19 protein-coding genes are annotated in these 21551 nt (G+C 70.4%); 1 reads left to right on the forward strand and 18 read right to left on the reverse strand.

Annotated elements, in window-relative coordinates:
• Window positions 1-74 precede the first annotated feature (74 nt).
• The 4 genes from ASG12_RS13165 to ASG12_RS13180 form a co-directional block, all read right to left on the reverse strand.
• Window positions 75-923 (reverse strand): transglutaminase family protein, encoded by an 849-nt coding sequence (locus tag ASG12_RS13165; RefSeq protein WP_055790214.1) that lies wholly within the window; start codon window positions 921-923, stop codon window positions 75-77.
• The gene (locus ASG12_RS13170; RefSeq protein WP_045823200.1) at window positions 920-1906 is read right to left on the reverse strand and encodes an alpha-E domain-containing protein; all 987 of its coding nucleotides are present in this window, start codon (window positions 1904-1906) and stop codon (window positions 920-922) included. The genes ASG12_RS13165 and ASG12_RS13170 overlap by 4 nt, the downstream gene beginning before the upstream one ends.
• The gene (locus tag ASG12_RS13175) at window positions 1903-3747 is read right to left on the reverse strand and encodes a circularly permuted type 2 ATP-grasp protein (RefSeq protein ID WP_045823201.1); all 1845 of its coding nucleotides are present in this window, start codon (window positions 3745-3747) and stop codon (window positions 1903-1905) included. Before ASG12_RS13175 ends, ASG12_RS13170 begins: the two co-directional genes overlap by 4 nt.
• A gap of 93 nt (window positions 3748-3840) precedes the next feature.
• Entirely contained in the window at window positions 3841-4962 is a 1122-nt protein-coding gene (locus tag ASG12_RS13180) for a hypothetical protein (RefSeq protein ID WP_055790908.1), read from the reverse strand.
• Window positions 4963-5284: 322 nt separating this feature from the next.
• On the opposite strand from ASG12_RS13180, the gene rpsT reads away from it, so the two are divergent.
• Complete coding sequence (rpsT, locus tag ASG12_RS13185) at window positions 5285-5545, forward strand: 30S ribosomal protein S20 (RefSeq protein ID WP_045823202.1); 261 nt, start codon at window positions 5285-5287, stop codon at window positions 5543-5545.
• A gap of 105 nt (window positions 5546-5650) precedes the next feature.
• On the opposite strand, the gene holA is transcribed toward rpsT, so the two are convergent.
• The 14 genes from holA to ASG12_RS13250 all read right to left on the reverse strand — a co-directional run bounded on the left by holA (window position 5651) and on the right by ASG12_RS13250 (window position 21430).
• The gene (holA, locus tag ASG12_RS13190; protein ID WP_238981297.1) at window positions 5651-6601 is read right to left on the reverse strand and encodes a DNA polymerase III subunit delta; all 951 of its coding nucleotides are present in this window, start codon (window positions 6599-6601) and stop codon (window positions 5651-5653) included.
• A complete protein-coding gene (locus tag ASG12_RS22255) occupies window positions 6486-8228 on the reverse strand; it encodes a ComEC/Rec2 family competence protein (protein ID WP_082501966.1) in 1743 nt (580 codons plus the stop codon). Before ASG12_RS22255 ends, holA begins: the two co-directional genes overlap by 116 nt.
• On the reverse strand, window positions 8225-9316 hold the full coding sequence (locus tag ASG12_RS13195; RefSeq protein WP_082501967.1) for a ComEA family DNA-binding protein: 1092 nt from the start codon (window positions 9314-9316) through the stop codon (window positions 8225-8227). Before ASG12_RS13195 ends, ASG12_RS22255 begins: the two co-directional genes overlap by 4 nt.
• A 95-nt stretch (window positions 9317-9411) precedes the next feature.
• Window positions 9412-10272 carry a DegV family protein gene (locus ASG12_RS13200; RefSeq protein ID WP_055790217.1) on the reverse strand — a complete coding sequence of 287 codons (861 nt, stop codon included), beginning with the start codon at window positions 10270-10272 and terminating at the stop codon, window positions 9412-9414.
• A gap of 24 nt (window positions 10273-10296) precedes the next feature.
• Entirely contained in the window at window positions 10297-11064 is a 768-nt protein-coding gene (octT, locus tag ASG12_RS13205) for a diglucosylglycerate octanoyltransferase (protein WP_327197952.1), read from the reverse strand.
• Between the two features lie 40 nt (window positions 11065-11104).
• The gene (locus tag ASG12_RS13210; RefSeq protein WP_055790913.1) at window positions 11105-11767 is read right to left on the reverse strand and encodes a histidine phosphatase family protein; all 663 of its coding nucleotides are present in this window, start codon (window positions 11765-11767) and stop codon (window positions 11105-11107) included.
• Window positions 11768-11802: 35 nt separating this feature from the next.
• A complete protein-coding gene (gene rsfS, locus ASG12_RS13215) occupies window positions 11803-12165 on the reverse strand; it encodes a ribosome silencing factor (protein ID WP_045823206.1) in 363 nt (120 codons plus the stop codon).
• Window positions 12162-13022: a nicotinate-nucleotide adenylyltransferase gene (nadD, locus tag ASG12_RS13220; protein ID WP_055790221.1), complete on the reverse strand. Its 861-nt coding sequence runs from the start codon at window positions 13020-13022 to the stop codon at window positions 12162-12164. Before nadD ends, rsfS begins: the two co-directional genes overlap by 4 nt.
• Before the next feature lie 44 nt (window positions 13023-13066).
• On the reverse strand, window positions 13067-14515 hold the full coding sequence (locus ASG12_RS13225; protein ID WP_055790223.1) for a vWA domain-containing protein: 1449 nt from the start codon (window positions 14513-14515) through the stop codon (window positions 13067-13069).
• The gene (locus ASG12_RS13230) at window positions 14512-15441 is read right to left on the reverse strand and encodes an AAA family ATPase (RefSeq protein ID WP_055790226.1); all 930 of its coding nucleotides are present in this window, start codon (window positions 15439-15441) and stop codon (window positions 14512-14514) included. Before ASG12_RS13230 ends, ASG12_RS13225 begins: the two co-directional genes overlap by 4 nt.
• Window positions 15438-16751 carry a glutamate-5-semialdehyde dehydrogenase gene (locus ASG12_RS13235; RefSeq protein ID WP_055790228.1) on the reverse strand — a complete coding sequence of 438 codons (1314 nt, stop codon included), beginning with the start codon at window positions 16749-16751 and terminating at the stop codon, window positions 15438-15440. The genes ASG12_RS13230 and ASG12_RS13235 overlap by 4 nt, the downstream gene beginning before the upstream one ends.
• A gap of 33 nt (window positions 16752-16784) precedes the next feature.
• A complete protein-coding gene (locus tag ASG12_RS13240; RefSeq protein ID WP_055790914.1) occupies window positions 16785-17471 on the reverse strand; it encodes an HNH endonuclease family protein in 687 nt (228 codons plus the stop codon).
• 57 nt (window positions 17472-17528) lie between these two features.
• Window positions 17529-19790 carry an ATP-dependent DNA helicase RecG gene (recG, locus tag ASG12_RS13245; RefSeq protein ID WP_055790231.1) on the reverse strand — a complete coding sequence of 754 codons (2262 nt, stop codon included), beginning with the start codon at window positions 19788-19790 and terminating at the stop codon, window positions 17529-17531.
• Window positions 19787-21430, reverse strand: coding sequence for a DAK2 domain-containing protein (locus tag ASG12_RS13250; RefSeq protein WP_055790916.1), 1644 nt, complete (start codon window positions 21428-21430; stop codon window positions 19787-19789). Before ASG12_RS13250 ends, recG begins: the two co-directional genes overlap by 4 nt.
• Between the last annotated feature and the right edge of the window lie 121 nt (window positions 21431-21551).

A 21551-nucleotide genomic window follows, 5' to 3' on the forward strand; every position in this document is an offset into this window, starting at 1 on the left:
CCGGCCCCTACGCCAGGCGGGTGATCTCCACTGTGACAACCCTTTCGGTGGAGATCACGCCCGTACCCCGACTCCTACGCCAGACGGGTGATCTCCACCACGACATCGAGGTCGGTGGCACCTCCACCGGTGTAGATCCCCTTGAGCGGCGGCACATCCGAGTAGTCGCGGCCGATTCCCACCGACACGTGCTGCTCGTTGATCGGGACGTCGTTGGTCGGGTCGTACCCCCACCACGCGCCGGTCCATGCCTCGATCCACGCGTGGCTCTGCCCCTCCACGACGTCGTCGATCTCCGCGTCACGGTTCGGGTGCAGGTACCCCGAGACGTAGCGGGCCGGGATGCCCAGGCTGCGCAACATCAGCAGCGTCAGGTGCGCGTAGTCCTGACACACACCCTTGCGCTCACTCCAGGCGTCGACCGCGCTGGTGTGCACGCCGGTGGTGCCGGGTACGTACTGCATCTCCGCGTTCACCCAGCTGCAGATCGCGACCACCGCCGCCTCGGGATCGAGTCCCTTGGCGAGCTTGCGGGCGGTCGCGGCGAGCGGACGGTTGCGCGGGACGTAGTCGGTCTTGCCCAACACCTCGTCGAAACGGTCGATCACATACTCCGACTTGAGGTCGTCCCAGTCGGTCTGCTCGGACTCGTTCGGGCGTTGCCCGGCCTCGGTCTCGACCACCGAGGACCCCGACACCTCCAGCTCCTCGTGCGGCGCATGGAGATCGAACGCCGTCACCGCGGTACCCCAGTAGTCGGTGTAGCGGTAGGAACGGGTGGCCGGGACGGTCTCGACGCGGTTGACGATGACGTTCTGTCTGTTGTCGCTGCGCGGGGTCAACCGCGCCTCGTTGTACGACGACGTCACCGGCGCGTTGTAGGCGAATCCGGTGGAATGGACGACCCGCAGACGCCAGCTCACAGTTCACTCTCCTCGATGAAGTGCTCCTCGGCGGAGCTCGCGCGCACGTCGGCCCACGCCACATAGGGCGAGACGTGGAAATACTGCAGCGTGACAGCCTCGTTCAGGTCGCGGCACGCCTCCTGCAGGGCCAGCAGTCGATCCTGGAGGTCGTCGAGCAACAGGCCCGGCTGCATGAACTCCAGTGAGCTGCGGGCACGTCCGAGGACGCGCTGGGCCTCCGCGCGCGCACCCACACGACTGTTCGGCCGGTTGTCGAGTTCCATCAAGGACTGCTCGGCGAGCGTGATCGCATGGAACACCGACCGCGGGAAGAGCCGGTCCAGCAACATGAACTCGACCACGCGACTCGCGTCGAGAGCGCCGCGATAGGTGCGCAGATACGTGTCGTGTGCCCCGGCGGACCGCAGGACCGTGACCCACGCCGGCGAACCCGACCGGTCGCCCGCTCGCGACAGCAGCATCCGGACCGTCATGTCGACCCGCTCCACGGAGCGACCGAGAAGCAGGTAGCGGTACCCGTCGTCGCGGCTGAGCGTCGCGTCCGCGAGCCCGGCGAACATCGCCGCACGGTTCTTCACGTACGAGAGGAACTCGTACGGACCGAGTTTGCGTGCCGAGCGCTCGGCCTCCGACAGCCCGTTGTAGGTGGTGTTGAGGCACTCCCACATCTCGCTGGAGGTGACCTCGCGTGCGCCACGGGCGTTCTCGCGTCCGGCGGCGATGCAGTCGACGATCGAGCCGTGGCCCTTCTTGTCGTAGGCGACCCGCTCGGTCAGCGACCACACGTCGAGCTCGACGTCGTCGTCGGGAGCCTCCATGCCCAACACCTGCAGCACCAGCCGACAGGTGCGGTCGGGGTTGACCGTGGCGTCCTCGAGCAGCTGGTGCACGGCCACGTCGAGGATGCGCGCGGTGTCGTCGGCACGCTCCACGTATCGGCCGATCCAGTACAGCGACTCGGCATTGCGCGCCAACATCATTCGGTGACCCCCTGCGAACGGAAACGGGTCTGCGACCGGCCCTGTTGCTGTTGCTGTTGTTGCTGTTCCATCGGATTGGCCGTTGCCTCGGGACCCTGCTCGGTCTGCTGTGCGGGCGGGAGGTCCTTGCCGCTCACCAGTTCGTCGCCGCCGAGTTCACGTTCGGACTCCGACGCACGCGACGCGAGCACCCAGGTGTCCTTCGATCCACCACCCTGGCTCGAGTTCACCACCAGCGACCCCTCCGGCAGCGCGACACGCGTCAACCCGCCGGGCAGGACCCACACCGACTCACCGTCGTTGACCGCGAACGGCCGCAGGTCCACGTGGCGCGGCTGCAGCCGGTCACCGATCTTGGTCGGCACGGTCGACAACTGCACCACCGGCTGCGCGATCCAGCCGCGCGGATCGGCCCGCACCTTGCGGGCCAGCACGTCGAGTTCGTCGCGGGTGGCGTCGGGTCCGAACACGATGCCGTAACCACCGGAGCCCTCAACGGGTTTCACGACGAGTTCGTCGATGCGGTCGAGGACCTCCTCGCGCTCGTCGTCGAGCCAGCACCGTAGCGTGTCGACGTTGCCGAGGCTGGGCTTCTCGCCCAGGTAGTACTCGATGATCTCGGGGACGTAGGTGTAGACCAGTTTGTCGTCGCCGACGCCGTTGCCCACCGCGCTCGAGATCACCACGTTGCCCGCGCGGGCGGCGTTGAGCAGTCCCGCCACCCCCAGCATCGAGTCGGGCCGGAACTGCATGGGGTCGAGGAAATCGTCGTCGATGCGTCGGTAGATGACGTCGACGCGCTGCTCGCCCTGGGTCGTGCGCATGTAGACGACGTTGTCGCGGCAGAAGAGGTCGCGACCCTCGACGAGTTCGACACCCATCTGCCGGGCGAGCAGCGAGTGCTCGAAGTACGCCGAGTTCGCGACACCGGGTGTCAGCACCACGACGTTGGGATCGGCCTCGTTGAACGCCGCCGAGGCGCGCAACGCCTTGAGCAACTGGCTCGAGTAGTCCGCGACGGCCCGCACCCGATGACTCGAGAACAGGTCGGGGAACACGCGTGCCATGGTGCGGCGGTTCTCCATCACATAGGAGACGCCCGACGGCGACCGCAGATTGTCCTCGAGCACACGGAAATCGCCCTGCTCGTCGCGGATCAGGTCGATCCCGGCGACGTGGATCCGGACACCATTGGGGGGCTTGATGCCGACGGCCTGCCGGTGGAAGTGCTCACACGAGGTGACCAGGCGCTTGGGGACGACACCGTCGCGCAGGATCTCCTGCTCGCCGTAGATGTCGTCGAGGAACATCTCCAACGCCTTCACGCGCTGGGTGATCCCCCGCTCCAGCTTCGCCCATTCGGCGGCCGAGATGACCCGTGGCACAACGTCCAACGGGAACGGCCGCTCCTGGCCCGAGAGCGAGAAGGTGATGCCCTGATCGACGAACGCCCGCCCGAGGGCGTCGACACGGTTGTTCAGGTCGGCGCGGTCCGACGGCGCGAGCGCCTTGTGGATCCCCTTGTAGGGCGTGCGCACTTCGCTGTTCGCGTCGAACATCTCGTCGAAGGCGTTCTCGTAGGGGCCCTTGGCGTAGCCCGAGAAGATGCCCGTCGCACCGCCTGCGGTCTTCGCACCCGACTTCTCGATGCGACCGTTCTTCGGGCCGACCGATCGACGCGCCGCCGGGGCGCTGCTCGGCTTACGGTCGGGGGCGGCGATCTTGCCGGCCTTGGCGGGCGACGCCTTCCTCGCGCCGCCGGACGCCGATGCCTTGGTGGGACGCTGTCGTCCGTCCGAGGACCGTGTGTCGGTGTTCTCGGAGGAGGTTCCGGGGCTCATAACCAACCATGTTGCCCCACATGGGCCGACTCGGCATGAGGTTGCCGCGCGCGCAGGGTCGCGTCGCAGGTGAACACACTGTTCGCGGTGCCGTCACCGGGCGCGGCGGCGCAGCGCGAGGGCCGCGGCCCGTCGCCGGCCACCGCGGACCACCGATCCCACGCGGGAGCGCATCCGACGCCGCTGCGCGGGCATCGGCATCGTCGCGAGGATCCGTGCCAGCGCGGCGGCCGCGACCTCGAGGGTCTCCTCCGGTGTCGGTTCACCCGTCGCGCCGGTGTCGGTGGTGGGGACGACCCGGAGATCGCCGGTGTCACCGACGATGTCGAATCCGGCATCGTCGACGGCCGCGATCATCGCCTCGGACCGTTCCGCCGCCCATCGCGACTGGTCGGCGGTGAGGGTCCGGCCGTGGCGGTCGACACTGTCGAACAGGATGTCGCCGATGAGGTGTCGTTTGACGGCCCACTCGTACCGGTCCCACGCGACGGTGTCGGGTTGCAGGTGGGCGTTGAGTCGGCGCAGCAGTTCCACCTGTGCCGGGGTGAGGGCGGCGTTGCTCGGCGGCACCGGGACGTCGAGGTCCGCGCCGTCCACCCCGAGAACCGAGGTGAACCGGTCCCACAGCGACGGCGTCGGGCCGGAGCCGGATCGCGGCACCGTGACGAGATGGACCCGTTGCGCCGGCAGTCCGTCACCCCACGTGCGCAGGATGCGCACGAAATCCTGGAACTCCCAGAACGGTTCCTGCTCGTCGATCGGGTCGTGGCGCAGCGATCCGATGAACTCGTCGAGAGTGCTGGTGTGCTGGTTCTTGACGTTCTCCTGCCACACCGACGGCAGCTGTCGGGCGAGATCACGCACGGTCGCGACGACGTGGACGTCGGCGAAGTCGAGATCGGCGAGAACCCTCCGCACCTGCTCGGACGTGGCCGTGGAGAACAGCTCGTGCGACACCAGCGACGTCCCCGGCCAGGCTCGCATCTGGGCGACCATGCGCCCCCAGGCGTCGGCGTGCGCCGGGTCGACCCAGTCGAGGTAGCGCTCCGGCTGCAGGTGCACCGCGGCGTGGAAGTGATCGCTCATCTCCACCCCGGGGTAGAGCAGACCACCGACCCGCAGGGCGGTGTCGCGGTTGCGCCACAGTCGGTCCTGCAGATAGGTCGTGCCCGTCTTGGGCAGGCCCACATGGATGACGACGGTGGGACGGCTCATCGGGGCGCGACCCACAGGGTCCACACGGCGTGGTCACCCGACACGGCGAAAGCGGTCGAACCCCGGGAAAAGGACATTGCCCTCGACTGTATCGGACACTCCGGGCCCCTCCCGGGGGCTACGCGGACGCCTCGCGGATTTGGGTGGTCACGCGGCGTGCGGTAAAGTCCATCGCTGGTGCTCACGACGTGTCCGGCTGGTCCGGAGAGGTCGGCGAGAGCAGGTGAGGGATCACCACATTCTTCGCAGTACGACACAGAGTTTTCCGTAACTGATGCGCATCCCGTGGGGCGCCGCATCGAAGATCAAGAGGTAGTGACGCGTGGCAAACATCAAGTCGCAGGTGAAGCGCAACAAGACCAACGAGGTCGCCCGTCGGCGTAACCAGTCGGTCCGATCGGCGCTGCGTACCGCGCTCCGTAACTTCCGCGCGGCCGTCGACGCCGGCGAGAAGGACAAGGCGACCGAGCTCCTCGCCGCCACCGGCCGCCAGCTCGACAAGGCCGCCAGCAAGGGCGTCATCCACGCCAACCAGGCCGCCAACAAGAAGTCGGCCATGGCGCTCTCGCTCAACAAGCTCTGACGCGCCGCGGCGCACCCTCGTCGGGTGCGTCGTCGGTGGGTACGACCCCGGATGGTGCAGGTCCGACCGTCCGGGGTTTTTCGTGTCCGGACGGCGGGGTGACGCCTAGCGGCGGGCTCCCGACGGCTTGAGCTCGGCCACCTCGACGACCGCGCGCTGCAACGCATAGTCGGCGTTGGCGGCCTGACCCTTCACGTCGCCGTTGAGGGTCGCCACCACCGACATCGCCCTCGCGATCGACGGCGCATCCCAGGCCTGGGCCTGCGACTGCACCTTCCGCACCCGCCACGGCGGCATGCCAAGCTCGGCTGCGGCGGAGTTCGCGTCGCGACCGCCCACGCTCTTCACCCGGGCGATGCCGTGCACGGCTTCCGCCAGTGCATCGGCCAGCAACACGTGCGGGACACCGTGATGGCCGGCCCACGCCAACGCCTCCAGGGCGCCGGCACGATCGCCGGTGACCGCACAGTCCGCGATCTCGAACCCCGTGACCTCCGGACGACCCGAGTAGTAGGTGGCGACGGCGGCGGCGTCGACCTTGCCGCCGGTGTCGGACACCAGCTGACTGCACGCGGCGGCGAGCTCACGGAGATCGGCGCGAACGGCCTCGACGACCTGGGTGACGACGTCGCCCGAGACCCGCACCCCGTGGGAGGCGAACTCCTTCTTCACGAAGTCGATGCGGTCGCCGACGCGGGTCGAGCCCACGCAGTCGTGGGTGCGAGCTCCGGCCTTGCGCAGCGCCGCGACCATCGACTTCGCCCGGCCACCACCGGAGTGCACCACCACCAGGGTGATGCCGTCGGGGAGCTCTTCGGCCGCCGAGGTGACCGCCGCGGCGGGTTCCTTGCCGGCGTCGCCGGCCGCCTCGACCACCACCATCCGCTCATCGGCGAACAACGACGGGCTCAGCAGCTCGGCCAGTTCGTGTTCGCTGACGTCACCCGCGCGCACGCGGGTCACCGGGAGGTCGGCGCCCCCGGCCGCGGCGATCGCCTCGGCGCGGACGGCAGCCGTCGCGCGTTCGACCAGGAAGTCGTCGTCGCCCAGCAGCAGGTGTAGTCGGTCGCTCACGCCGGTCATGCTGCCAGACCGCTGCGACACGAGACGAACAGCGGACAGGAGACCATCGACGCTCCCCCGGCGGCGACCCCCGTGCCGACCGCGAGACCGCGCGGGCGACGGACCGCACCGCCAGCACGACGACCAGGACGACCACAGCCGCCAGGGCGGCTCCCCCGACACCGTCGGGCACTGCGATCGTCGCCCCGGGGACGTGCGCGGCGACGTCGGCGACCCGGACCATCCACCACAGCGACGGCTCGCACAGACGGATCAGTACCGCCGCGGCGACGGTCGACACCCCGGCCACCGCCGCGGCGAGGGTCCCCAGGACGGTGATGAGCGGAACCGCCGGGGCGACGGCGATGTTGGCGAGCACGCCGACCGGACCGATCGAGCCGGCGATCATCACCACCAGCGGGATGGTGACGATCTGCGCGGCCACGGCGACCGCGAGGACTTCGGCGAGCACGCGGGGACATCCGCGGTCGCACAACCAGGTTCGTATCGGCGGTGCGAGGGCGATCAGGCCCGCAGTGGCCGCCACCGACAGCGCGAAGCCGGGATCGACGGCCATCGCGGGCCAGATGATCAGAACGCCCAGGACCGCCACGGCGAGGGCGGGCACCGCGGCGGTCCGTCGCTCGGCGACGAGCGCGATCAGGCCGACGAGCCCCATCAACGCCGCACGCACCACACTCGGCGACGGACGCACCACCACGACGAAGCATCCGAGCACCGCCATCGTGAGGAACGCCGCCGGAATCCGCGGCGTGCCGCACACTCGCAACACGAGCAACACCGCACCGGCGATGATCGCGAAGTTCGCACCCGACACGGCGAGAAGGTGAGTCAGGCCCGCGGTCCGGAACTCGTCGGCGACCTCGTCGGGCATGCCCTCGGTGTCCCCCACCGCGAGACCGGGCAGCAGTCCCGATTCGGCGGCGGGCAGCTGCCGTCGGGCGAGGCTCGCCAGTCGCGTGCGGACCCCGGTCGCCCAGATCTGGTGGCGCGGTGGCGGGGCCACGGCCCGGGGCGGCGTGGTGGTGCGCAACGCGGCGGCGGTGAGGTCGGACCGATAGGGACGGTCGACCGCGACGACGGCGACCGCACGCTGGCCCGGGACCAGATCGGCCCAACCGTCCTGCGGTGCGGTGAGTGTCGCGGCGACCGGGGCTCCACCTGAACGCACGGGAGCCGCCCGCACGGCGATCCGCACCCGGGGTGGTCCCGGACCACGCAGGGTCCGGGCGTCGTCGACGACGGTCATCACGGCGGTCACCTTGTGGCCGAGGAGTTCTGGTGCGGCCATGGGGCTTGCCGCGACATACGTCGCGCGGATCGTGATCGCCGTCCCGAATCCGGCGGTGATGCCCGCGGTGGCGACGAGGATCAGCACCACCTCCGCCACCGCCGGTCGCAGACCGCCGCGGCGGACAGCCACCGCGCCCACCCCCGCGACGATCCCACAGACCGCGGCGACCGACCCGGTCACGACGGGTGCGGCGACGACCCCGATCACCGTGACGGCCCAGCACCCCACGGCCGGGGCGATCAACCGGAGGTCGGTGACCGCGGGCGCGGTCTCCGGAGACGACGAGCGGTCGGAGTCGGTCGTCACCCCGCGCCGACGGTGACTCGGTCACGCAGCTTGGCGAGACGTCCCGGACCGATGCCGTCGACCTCGGCGAGCTGGTCGACGGAAGTGAACCGTCCGTTGCGCGTTCGCCATTCGATGATCGACGCCGCGGTGACCGGCCCGACGCCGGGCAGGGTGTCCAGCGCCGCCTCGTCGGCGGTGTTGAGGTCCACGGTTCCCGCCGACCCCGATGCGCCCGACCCGGCGCCCACGGACGGCGCCGTTCCCGCCGTGGCCGTCGGCGACCGATCACCGGGCGTCGCGGGTGACGACGCACCACCGCCCGACACCACCGCACTGCGCAGTCGCGTGCCGCCCGACGGGTCGGCGAACCCGACGAGGATCTGGTCTCCGTCGCGCACCGGTTGCGCCATGTTCAGGCTCAGGAGGTCGGCTCCCGGGCGGCCACCACCGGCCGCGGCGATGGCGTCGGCGATGCGGGCGGTCGTCGACAGGTGCACCAGACCCGGCGTCCGCACGAGGCCCACGACACTCACCACCATGGCCGCGCCGCCGGCGGTGGGCGCGTCGGTCGGAGAGGATCGTGCTGTGCGCGAGGGATTCTGGGCGGCGTCACCCGCGGTGGTCCGACCGGACGGTGCGGCCGCCCCCGCACTGGACGGGAACGCGACGACCGTCGGGACGTCGTCCGACGAGCCGGAGACGACCGTGTAGACGGTGACCACGCACGCGAGCACGCCGACGACCACGAGCGCGATCGCCGCCGGCGGCGCCATCAGCAACCCACGGCGACGCCGACCTCGGGGCCGGGACCGTGGTGTGGCGGGCGAGGTGTCGGCGTCGAGGTCCAGGGTCGGGTCGAGCCACCGCGGCGTCGCCGGCTGATCCCAGCGGGGTGACGGCGCGCGGTCGGGCGTGTCGAACTCGCCATCGGGCTGCCGCGTCAGGTCGTCGGGTCCGAGCGGCCAGTCGGTGACGCGATCGGGGTCGTCGAGGTCGAGATCGGGGCCCGACACCACGTCGTCACCCAACCTCGCCCAGGGCGCGGCGGGAGACTGCAGGCGCGCGAGACCATCGCCGCCACGCGGAGACCGGGAGCTGAGTGCCATGGCACGACGCTAGGACCACCGCGTCGATCCGGAGCGTTCATGACCCGACGCGACCGCCGCAGCTGTGGATGACCACGCAGCTGTGGACGGATCGGTCAGGCCGGGGTCTCGTACCCCTCGACCGGATCGAGCTCGGTGCTGATCACGACACCCACCGCGCCGCTGCCGACGTGGCTGCTCAGCACCGGCCCCATGTCGGAGGTGATGACCGAGACGGTGCGCACCCGTTCACTGATCCGGGCCACGATGTCGGCGGCGGCCTCGGGTGCCTCACAGTGCAGTACGCCGATCGTGGCGGGGCGACGGTGGGTCGCGGCGATGGCGGCGTCGACGAGTTTGGTGACCGCCTTGCTCAGGGTGCGTTGCCGTTCGGCGACCACGAGCGTGCCGTCGACCACCCGCAGCACCGGCTTGATCGACAGCGCCGACCCGAAGAGCTTCGTCGCCGCACCGATCCGACCGCTCGCGCGCAGGTTGTCGAGTTGCGCGACGCAGAGCAGGGTCTCGCTGGTGGAGCCGGCGCGGATGGCTGCCTCGTAGACGCGATCGAGGTCCGCGCCCGCGGCAGCGGCCTGCGCCGCGGCGATGGCCGCGAACCCCACTGCAAGACCCACCGACCGCGAGTCGACCACACGAACCCGGCCCGGGAATTTCTCCGCGGCCACCCGCGCCGAACCCCACGTACCGCTCAGTCGCCTGCTCATCAGCACCGCCACGACACCGTCGTCACCGCTGTCGGCGACCGCCTGGTCGAACGCGGCGGCCAGATCGGCGGGCACGGCACCGGAGGTGGTGGTGGTCGGATCGTTGTAGATCTCGGGACCGATGTCGTCGATGTCCTCGGACAGATCGAGGTCGCCGTTCATCACGTGCAGCGGGACCTGACGGATGTCGTAGTGCTGACGGATCGGCGCGGGTAACCGCGCCGAGGAATCGGTCACCACCACCACGGTCACGCCGCCCAGCGTAGGGGGCGGGGATCAGCGAGGTGTCGGCGGTGCCGAGACGGTTCGATCGTCACCCGTCGCATCGCGCACGGCGTCGGTCACGAGGGCACCGATCGCGGTGTGGCACGCGAAGCCCCAGTGGATGCCGTCGGGGTTGTGGTCGGCGGCGATCATCGCCACCGGTCCGGCGGCGCGGTCCTCGGCGGCGAAATGCGCCGCCGTCACCGGATAGAAGTCGACCGTCGGCATCGCATGGTCGGCCGCCCACCGTCGCATCGCGCTGGTGTGACGGGCGCGGGCGCTGTGCACGAACCCGTAGTACGGGCTGCTGTGCGTCGAGGGCAGACACAGGATGACCGGCAGGTCGGGACGCACCATCGCCAACGCCGACCGGATCTTCTCGAGGTACTCCACGGTCACCGGCGCCGGCAACGCCACGGGCCAGCCGAGCGGCGACAACAGCGGCTGCAGCCGGCCGTACGCGGCACGTACCGCCTGTCGCAGCCACGACGGTCGCAGGTAGCGGATCTGCTCGCGCACCGCGGTCGGCAGCGGCGAGGGCAACGTGTCCATGCCGCCGATCGCGATCACCACCACACGAGCTGTCGGGATCGCCGCCCAGATCCGCGGATCCTGGGTGATCGCCCACCACACGTCACGGGTGGTCCACCCGATCCGACCGAAGAGCTCCGACCGCAGCCCGACACCCTCGGCGGCGATGGTCGGCCAGATGCGCGGATCATCGGCGGGCAATCCGCCCTCGGGTCCGTAGTAGGCGAGGGAGTCCGACAGCACCAGCATGCTGTCGCCACCTCTGGCCTGTGCCGTCATCGCACGGCCGTCACTGCACGGCGGCGTCGGCGATCTCCGCCGAGGCGTTCCACACGTCCAGACGCCAGGTCGGTGCGTCACCGTGGCCGCTGAGCTGCACCCAGCTGGTGTTGGCGAGGCCACCGAAGACCGGCCACGACCGCTGCGGGAGGCCCAGGAGGCCGGCCGTCATGGCCGCGATGACCCCACCGTGCGCGACGAGCACCACAGGGTTGTCCGCATCGGGACCACTGCCCCAGTCGGGGAGGTCCGCGACGAGTTCGGTCACCACCGGGATGGAGCGCTCGGCGACGTCGACCCGGCTCTCGCCCTGCGGCGGACGCCACGTCGAGTCGTCACGCCAGTCGCGTCGGGCGCCGGGCATCGCATCGTCGACCTCGTGATGGGTCAGGCCCTGCCAGTCGCCCAGGTGCGTCTCCCGCAGCCGCTGGTCGGTGGAGATCGGGAGGCCGACGACGTCGGCCAGCGCCTTCGCGGTGTCGTGGGCGCGCCTCAGGTCCGAGGAGATGATCTGACGCGGGGACCGCTTGGCGAGCACCCGGGCCGCCGCGCGCGCCTGGGCGACGCCCACCTCGGACAGGTCGGTGTCGAGCTGACCCTGCATCCGGCTCGCGGCGTTGTAGTCGGTCTGCCCGTGGCGCAACAGGATCAAGCGACGGACCACGGGGGTCATCCGCTCGACAGAACTGTCCCCGGTGTCGGGTCCGCTCACGCGAGGGTCTCGGGGTCGACCACCGGGCAGTCCTTCCACAGGCTGTCGAGGGCGTAAAACTCGCGCTCCTCGCTGTGCTGGATGTGGACGACGATCTCGGAGTAGTCGAGCAGCGTCCAACGGCCCTCGCGGGCACCCTCGCGACGCAGCGGCTTGTGTCCGACCTCGCGGAGCTTCTCCTCGACCGCGTCGACGATGGCGCCCACCTGACGTTCGTTGCCCGCCGAGGCGATCACGAACAGATCGGTGATGACGAGCTGCTCGGAGACGTCGATGATCGTGACGTTCTCGGCGAGCTTGTCGGAGGCGGCGTCGGCGGCGACCTTCGCCATCGCGAGCGCCTCGGGTGTGGCTGTCACAGGTGTCCTCTCGAAGACGTTTGTTCGGTGGCGGGGAACGTGTCCCCATCCCGGGGTGCATCGGTGGGGTCGGCCGTCGCGGGGTGCACGGCCGAGGGGTGGACGGCACCGTCGGGATCGGCCGACGGGCCCGACACCCCGCGCGACTCGGGGCGCGGCACGCGGTAGAGACGCCGCTTGGTGATGTACTGCACGACACCGTCGGGTACGAGGTACCAGACGGGCCGCCCCTGCGCCGCGCGGTCGCGACAGTCGGTGGACGAGATCGCCAACGCCGGCACCTCGATGAGGTGCAGAGCGTCCGGCGACAACGTCTCGAGGTGCGTGCCCAGATGCGCGGCACCGAGTTCGTACCCCGGGCGGCTGACGCCGACGAATCGCGCCAGCGCGAAGAGTTCCTCCCAGTCGTGCCAGGTCAGGATCGAGCTGAGCGCGTCGGCGCCGGTGATGAAGTAGAGGTCGGAATCGGGGTGCAGTCGACTGAGGTCGCGCAGGGTGTCGACGGTGTAGGTGTCGCCCTGGCGTTCGATGTCGACCCGGCTCACCGAGAACCGCGGATTGGCCGCGGTCGCGATGACGGTCATCAGGTAGCGATCCTCGGCCGGGCTGACCACGGGGACCACCGTGCTCTCGCCCTGGCGCACCGCCTGCTCGTCGGACAACTTCTGCCACGGACGTCCGGTGGGGACGAAGATGACCTCGTCGAGATCGAACCGGTCGGCGACCTCGTTCGCGGCGACGAGGTGCCCGTTGTGGATGGGGTCGAAGGTGCCGCCCATCACGCCGACCCGTCGTCGTCGGAGTGCGCCGACCGGTGCGGTCGACTCGACCGGTGCGGTCGGACGGATCTCGGGCATGTCTGCGGAGTCTACGTGCCCGCCAACCGGGGGAACCGACACGCTCAGACCGGCAGCAGGTCGGCGATGACCTGCGCCAACTGGCGCGCGTTGCGGCATTCGTGCATCTCGATGATGGTCGAGTAGTCCTGGGCGACCGAATCACCGGTGTCCCAGAGAGACTCGGATTCCGGGTTGAGCCAGTAGGCATGACGGGCGCGGTCGACCAACGTGCGCAGCGCCGCGAACCGGGGGTCGTGGTAGTTGTTGCGACCGTCACCGAGGACGAGCAGCGCGCCGCGGTGGGTGAGCGACTCGATGTGGTCGTCGACGAACCCGGCCAGGGCGTGTCCGTAGTCGGAATGACCGTCGCGGGTGATCAGCCGGGCGTTGTGCAGCATCTCGGTGACGGCGGTGGAGATGTCGATGTCGTCGGGACGCCTGCTGAAGTAGTCGGTCACCTCGTCGACGGTGTCGACGAACGCGAACACCCGCACCGCGGAGAAATGCTGACGCAGCGCGTGGACCAGCTGCAGTGTGAACTGCGAGAAACCCGAGACCGAGCCCGACACGTCGCACAGGATGACCAGTTCGGGTCGGCCGGGACGGGGGCGGCGGTAGGTGAGGTCGATGGGGACGCCGCCGGTCGACATCGAGGCCCGCAGGGTCTTGCGGATGTCGACGACTCCGCGCCGGGCCCGACGGCGCCGCGTCTCGAGCTTCGCGGCGAGCAGCCGGGCGAGCGGGTCGACGGTACGGCGCAGTTCGATCATCTCCGCACGACCGGCCGAGAGGAACGCGATGTTCTCGGGCAGGGTCGGGACGGCGTACTCCCCCACCCGCTCCCGGCCCGACCGCTCGGTCATGCGGCGTCGCGTCTCCTCCGACACCAGGTCCCCGAAGCGATTCACACGGTCGGCGGCCGAACGCCGATAGCGTGGTCCGACACCACCGTCGGCATCGTCACCGGACGCCGCCGCCATGGCCGCGGCGATGCGCGCGATGAGGGTCTGCGGCCGGATCGACGACATCGCCTGATAGGTCGAGAACGCGTCGCCCCGCGTGGATCGGTAGCCGCCGATCTGATCGACGATCAGCGAGATCAGCTGCGCCAGACGTCCGTCGTTCTCCGCGTCGCCGTCGGCGAGCATCTCGGCGACCATCTCGCGCACCGCATCGATGTCGACCGCGCCGGTGTCGTCGGTGGGCAGTTCGAGATCGGTGGTGCGGGTGCCGGTCCCGAGGGGGAACCAGAGGTCGAACACCGCGTCGAAGACCGGGCGTTGGGTGTGGTCGGTGACGAGCGTGCACGCCAGACCCTCGCGGAACCCGTTGCGGTCGAGCAGGTCCAGCACCTCGGTGGCACACGCGGCGTCGATCAGCGACGCCGGACCCACCACGATCCCCCGGTCGCGCAGGTCGTCGACGAACCCGGTGAGGTGGTCGACGAGGTGGGCCCCCGCGTCACCGCGACGCGGTCCACCGCGGCGGCGACCGACGAGGGGCGACGTCATCGGTCGAGCTTCAACTCCGCCGCCGCGGCCTTGAGGTCGGGGCGGTGCTTGAGAACGACCCCCAGCGTGCGACTGAGGATCTCGTCGTCGAGCCGCCCGCGCGGCTTCTCCCCGATCCCCAACGCCAGCAACGTGTTGCCCCAGTCGATGGTCTCGGCCACCGACGGCTTCTTGCGGAGATCGAGTGACCGCAGCACCCCGATCACGCGGATCATCTCCCGCGCGATCGAGTCCGACAGGGCCGGTACCCGTGACGCCAGGATCTCCCGCTCGCGCGCAGCGTCGGGGAAGTCGATGTAGAGGTACAGACAGCGACGCTTGAGTGCCTCGGAGAGTTCGCGGGTCGCGTTCGAGGTCAGCAGCACGATCGGACGGCGCACCGCGGCAACGGTTCCCATCTCGGGGATCGTCACCGCGAAGTCGCTGAGCACCTCGAGGAGCAGGCCCTCGACGTCGACGTCGGCCTTGTCGACCTCGTCGATCAGCAGCACGGTCGGGTCGGTGCGGGAGATGGCACGCAACAACGGCCGTGGCAGCAGGAACTCCGCGGAGAAGATGTCGGCTTTGGTCTCGTCCCAGCCTCGTTGCCCCGTCGACTGGATGTGCAGGATCTGCTTGGCGTGGTTCCACTCGTAGAGCGCGCGGGCCTCGTCGATGCCCTCGTAGCACTGCAACCGAACGAGCTCGGCGGCCGACGTCTGCGAGATCGCCCGCGCCAGTTCGGTCTTGCCGACGCCGGCCGGCCCCTCGACGAGCAACGGCTTGCCGAGACGATCGGCGAGGAACACCGCGGTCGCGGTGGCGGTGTCGGCGAGATATCCCGTCGCGGCGAGCCGGGTGCGGACGTCGTCGGTGTCGGTGAAAACCGGCGACACGGCCGGACCGCCGAGCCCGGGCGGTGTCGTGGGGGCGGAGGTGTCGGTCACGGGCGCGTCTGTCCCTGGCCCCACACGATCCACTTGGTGGAGGTGAGTTCGGGCAGACCCATCGGGCCCCGGGCGTGCAGTTTCTGTGTGGAGATGCCGATCTCGGCGCCGAAGCCGAACTGCTCGCCGTCGGTGAACGCCGTCGACGCGTTGACCATGACCGCCGCGGCGTCGACCCGGTCGGTGAACTCGGTCGCCACCGCGAGATCGGTGGTGACCACGGCCTCGGTGTGGCCGGTACCGTAGCGATCGATGTGGGCGATCGCCTCGTCGATCCCGGCGACCACCTTCACGGCGATGTCGAGGGACAGGTACTCCTCGGACCAGTCGGCGTCGCCGGCCGGTTCCATGCCCGGTTCGTCGCCGTGGATCACCACGCCGTGCGCCTGCAGCGCCGAGACGAGCCGCGGCAGTGCGACATCGGCGACGGCGGCGTCGATCAGCACGGTCTCGGCGGTGTTGCAGACGCTGGGCCGCCGGGTCTTGGAGTTGACGACGATGCTCTCGGCGACGTCGAGATCGGCTGATGCCGCGACGTAGACGTGGCAGTTGCCGGTCCCGGTCTCGATCGTGGGGACGGTCGCGTCGCGGACGACGGCCTCGATGAGACCTGCTCCGCCACGGGGGATCACGACGTCGACGAGCCCGCGGGCCCGGATGAGGGCGGTCACGCTGGCGCGGTCGTCGGACGACAGGAGCGACACGATGTCGGCGGGAAGGCCTGCGCGGATGAGCACCTCGCGCAGGATGCCCACCAGGGCGGCGTTCGACCGCGCCGCCGACGACGATCCGCGCAGCACCACGGCGTTCCCCGATTTCAGGGCGATGCCGAAGGCGTCGACGGTCACGTTCGGGCGCGCCTCGTAGACCATGCCGATGACCCCGAGCGGCACCCGGACCTGTCGCAGCATCAACCCGTTCGGCAGTGTCTTGCCCGTCACGACGTCGCCGACGGGGTCGGGCAGTGTCGCGACCTGACGCAGACCGTCGGCGATGGCCACCACCCGCGCCTCGGTCAGTCGGAGTCGGTCGAGCAGGCTGTCGGCGGTCCCGCTCGCACGGGCGCGGTCGATGTCCTCGGCGTTCGCGGCGAGGATCTCGGCGGTCCGTGCGAGCAGTTCGTCGGCCGCGGCGAGCAACACGCCGTTCTTCGTGGTGGTGGTCTGGCGGGCGAGCACACGCGCGGCCGCCTTCGCCGCGCCGGCCGCGGCGTGGACCGCGGCGGTGATCGCATCCCCGGCCGCCGACGGGGTCGTCGCGGACGGACTCGTCGGGCGGGCGACCGCGGCGTCGGCGGTGGGTGCGCTCATCGGACCAGCCTAACGCGGGGCCATCACCGCCGGTCAGCAGCGGTCGAGTGACCGACGCAGCACCGGGACCGAACCCGCGTCGACCGACAGCCGGTAGGTCACGAGGACGGTGACGAACTGCACCGCGTACTGGCAGGCGAACGACGTCCGCCGCGGCATCCACGCGGACGGCGGCGAGTCGCTCTTGTCCTGGTTCGAGTCCCCGTCGACCGCGACGAGGTTGGCGGGGTCGTTGGCGAACCGCAGGCGGGTCGAGGCGTCCCAGCCTGCCGCGCCCATGTCCCAGGCGTAGGACAGCGGGACGATGTGGTCGATCTGGACGTCGGCGCCGCTGCCGCGTCCGCGCCGGAAGTCGATCCACTCGCCGGTGTACGGGCTGCGCAGTTCACCGCTGCCGACCGCCCGGGGACACGACGCGACCTCGACGTAGGTCTTGTCGCGGAGATCGCGGTCGAGGATGTCGTTGCGGGTGTCGCAGCCGTTGCCGGCGTCCTGGGCGTCGGATCCGTCGGCCCAGGCCGTCCCGAACGCCGCGCGGTCGTAGTGCTCCGGGCGGGCCCGGTGTGCCACCACCGGAACCGCGGCCAGGGCGACCCGCACCGCGGCGACGTCGCGGTGCGGCATCGGTGGCCGCGTGGGCCACACCGCGATGACGGCGACGGTCACCGTGACCGCCACCCACGCGATGAGGGTCGTCCATGCCCGCACCGACAGTGCCATCGCCCCGGTCACCGCATCGCCTGCGCACGCCGGTCGCAGATGTGCCGGGAAGCGCCGTCAGGGTTTGGCGAGGAACGCCGCGCGTGACGGTCCGAGGACCGACTCGACGAGCAGGGCCAGCGGACGGTGCCGGGCCAACGTGATGTCGCCGGGCACGATCTCCGCGGCCAACACCCGCGCATCGGCGATGACGTCGACGTCGTCGATGAGCGAGAGGAACCGCAGCGAGGACGACTCTCCGGACTGCAGGGCACCGAGGACGTCTCCTTCCCTGCGTGCGATCAGATCGATCCGAGCGAGTTCGAATCCGTCATTGGACGCCTCGACGGCCCTCAACCGTTCCATCGCCGGCGAACCAGCTTTCGTGGCGGTCCGCAGGAAGCACCGACCGGGCAGCCCACCGCGGCCCACGCGACCGCGGAGCTGGTGGAGCTGGCTCACCCCGAACCGCTCGGCGTCGACGATCACCATCGTGGTCGCGTTCGCCACGTCGACACCGACCTCGACGACCGTGGTCGAGACGAGGATGTCGATCTCGCCACGGGTGAACGCGTCCATCACCCCGGTCTTCTCGTCGGCGGGGAGGCGACCGTGCAGGAGTTCGACGCGGTGGCGGCCCAGGGGTCCGGAGGTGATCTCGGCGAACATCTCCACCGCCGAGCGGGTGGGCATCCCCTGTCCCCGCTGTTCGCGTTCCTCCGACTTCGCGCCCGCCGCGGTGCCGTCGTCGCCGATCCGCGAACAGACGACGTAGACCTGTCGGCCCGCGGTGACCTCCTCGTCGACGACCTCCCAGAGTCGGCTCTCGAACTTCGGCAGGTACTGCGGCACCACGTTGGTGGTGATCGCACGGCGCCCCGCCGGCAGTTCGCGCAGTGTCGAGGTGTCGAGATCGCCGTAGACCGTCATCGCGACCGTCCGGGGGATCGGGGTCGCGGTCATCACCAGCATGTGCGGGACGAGGTCGTCGCGGCGGCGCGAGCGCAGGGTGTCGCGCTGCTCCACGCCGAAGCGATGCTGCTCGTCGACGACGACGAGGCCGAGGTTGAAGAAGTCCACCCGGTCCTCGAGCAGTGCGTGGGTGCCGATGACGATCCCGGCGGTGCCCGTGACGGCCTCGAGCAACGCCGCGCGTTTGCCGGCGGTCTTCATCGAGCCGGTCAGCAGGGTCACACGCGTCGCGGGATCCTCGGCGTCGAGTTCGCCGGCCCGCGCGAGCCCACCCAGCATCGTCGTCAGCGTCCGATGGTGTTGGGCAGCAAGCACTTCGGTCGGCGCCAGCAGCGCGCACTGGTAGCCGTTGTCGATCATGCGGAGCATGCACAGCAGCGCGACCAGGGTCTTGCCCGACCCCACCTCGCCCTGCAGGAGCCGACTCATCGGCTCCCCCGACCCCAGTTGATCGCAGATCTCACCGATGACGGTCTGCTGGCCGTCGGTGAGGGTGAACGGCAGCCGCGCCCGCAGCGCGTCCTCGAGCCCGTGCTCGACGTGATCGCAGGTGGGACCGGTACGTCCGGAGTCGGCGAAACGCCGCCGCGCCAACGCCACCTGCAGGGCGAGTGCCTCGTCGAACGTCAGACGTGTTCGGGCGGCGTCGATCTCGTCGGAGGTCTCGGGCAGGTGGATGGCCCGTAACGCCGCATCGGCGGCGATGAGGCCGCGCGCGTCGCGTTCGGCGTCCGACAGCGGGTCCTCGACGGTGTCGACGGCGTCGAGCGCAGAGCGGACCGCCCGCCAGATGTCCCATGTCTGCAGAGCTTTCGTGGCCGGATAGACCGGGATGAACGGGCGGTCGAACTCACCGAGGTCGGCGGGATCGGTGGCGTCGGTCGGCGAGGACGTCGCGGCGTCGCCCGCCATCGACAGCATCATCGCCGACCCGACCGAGTCGACACCGCCGGCCTCGTCGGGCAACACCATCCAGTTCGGGTGGGTCAGCTGCATGGTGTTGTTGAAGTAACCGACCGTGCCGGCGACCATCATCCGCACACCGGGGGTCAACGCGCGGGCGATCGCATAGGGATTGAAGAAGGTGACGCTGAACGACTGTGATCCGTCGGTCGCCTTGACCACCAGCATCTTTCCCTTGCGGGACTTCATCGACCGCATGTCCGCCTTCTCCACACGCGCCACCAGCGTCACCCATTCGCCGGCCTCGGGTCGCGACTGCGCGGAGAGCTGGCCCTGTTTGACGTAGCGGTGCGGGATGTAGCGGATCAGCTCACCGACGGTGTGCACGCCGATCTCCTCGGCGAAGGTCGCGGCCTTCGCGTCCCCGAGCAGACCGCTCAACGGATCGTCGGTACGCGCGCTCATTCGACCCCCACCTGCAGCACCTCACCGGCCTGTCCCGAGGCGAACGAGACGAACTCGACGCCGGGATGCGCCGTGGCGACATGGCGTTCGAGGCCGTCGAGGACATCGGTGCCGATGTCGGCGCCGGCCAGCACGGTGACGAGTTCACCGCCGGTGCCGAGCATGAGGTCGACCAGGGCGGTGGCCGCGGCGAGCTGGTCGGGCCCGATCACGAGCACGTCGACCCCGATGAGTCCCAACAGATCTCCCGGCTCACACGTTCCCGCGAGCGTCAGCGCCGGTTCGGTGGCCGTGGTCACCGAGCCGCGTCGGGTCGAGGCCGCCGCCTCGGCCATCGCGTAGGCATCGGCGTCGGCGTCGGCCGACAGGTCGTGCACGGCCAGCGCCGAGAGACACTGCACCATCGACAGCGTCGGCAGGAACACCACCGCCCGATGCGCCGACCGCGCGTCGGCGGCCACGGTCACGAGGTCTTGCGCCGGGATCGCGCCGTTGGCCATCACGACGACGTGGGCGGCGTCGAGATCGACGATCGCGCGGGCGAGTGTCGCGGCGTCGAGGCCGTCGTCGGCACGCACCACGCGCGCTCCCGCGTCGGAGAACAGTTCCGCGGCACCGTCGCCGGTGACCACCGCGACGACCCCGCGATGACGACTCGGCAGTCGGTCGTCGGGACCGGTGGCCGCCCGGTGGGCGTCGAGCACGAAGCAGCTGATCCGGATGTCGGCGACGTCACCCGCGACGAGACCGGCCTCCACGGCGGCGCCGGGATCGTCGGTGTGGACGTGCACCGAGAACCGTTCGCCGGTCGACTGGGAGCTGTCACCGACGATGACGACCGCGTCGCCGAGCGTCTCCAACGTCGACCGCAGCACCGGGATCCGGTCGGCGACCGCACCGCCGAGCATGTACATGACCTCGTAGTCCATGTCGGAGCCGACGGCATCGCACCCGTCGCCCGACGGCGCATGACCGATCGGATCGCCGCCGCCGGCGAGCACCCCCTGGTAGCGCCGGCGTTGCGCCGAGACCCCGGTCAGCACCTTGACCATCGAGTCGAAGAGCACCAGCAGACCGCGGCCACCCGCGTCGACGACACCGGCGCGGGCCAGCTCGGGCAGCTGTTCGGTGGTCCGTTCCAGGTCGTCGGCGCAGGTGTCGGCGACGGCGCGGGCCAGATCGGCGGGAGTCGAGTCGGCCACCGCGACCGCTGCCGCCGCGGCCGTCCGGAGCAGCGTCAGGACGGTGCCCTCGCGGGGCTCGCTCACCGCGCGGGTCGCGGCCAGTGCGGCGAGACCGAGCCCCGAGGTCCACAGCCGGTTGAAGGACACGTGACCGTCGACGGCGTCGATACCGGCCGCGTCGGCGAGACCCAGCAGCACCTGCGACAGGATGATCCCGGAGTTGCCGCGGGCCTGCCCGACGGCGCCGTCGGCGGCCCGGCGCAGGACCTCCGGCGCGCCGGCGTCGGCCGGGGCGTCCGCGCAGGCCGCCGCGGCCGCGGTCATGGTGTGCAGCATGTTGCTGCCGGTGTCGGAATCGGGGATCGGGAACACGTTCAGGTCGTTGATCTCACCGCGCACCGCGGTGAGGCCCCGCACGCACTCGTCGGCCCAGTCGCGCAGCAGCCGCGGGTCCATCGGGGTCGACCGGCCACCGGACGCGCCGGCCACCGAGTCGGAGGGAGCGCCGGTCGGCGCCGCACCGCGCGGTGCGCGTGCCTCGGCGTCATTTGGCCCGATCGCGTTCATGCGGCTATCC

The sequence above is a fragment of the Williamsia sp. Leaf354 genome, from assembly GCF_001424365.1.
In the GTDB taxonomy this organism is placed as follows: Bacteria; Actinomycetota; Actinomycetes; order Mycobacteriales; family Mycobacteriaceae; genus Williamsia_A.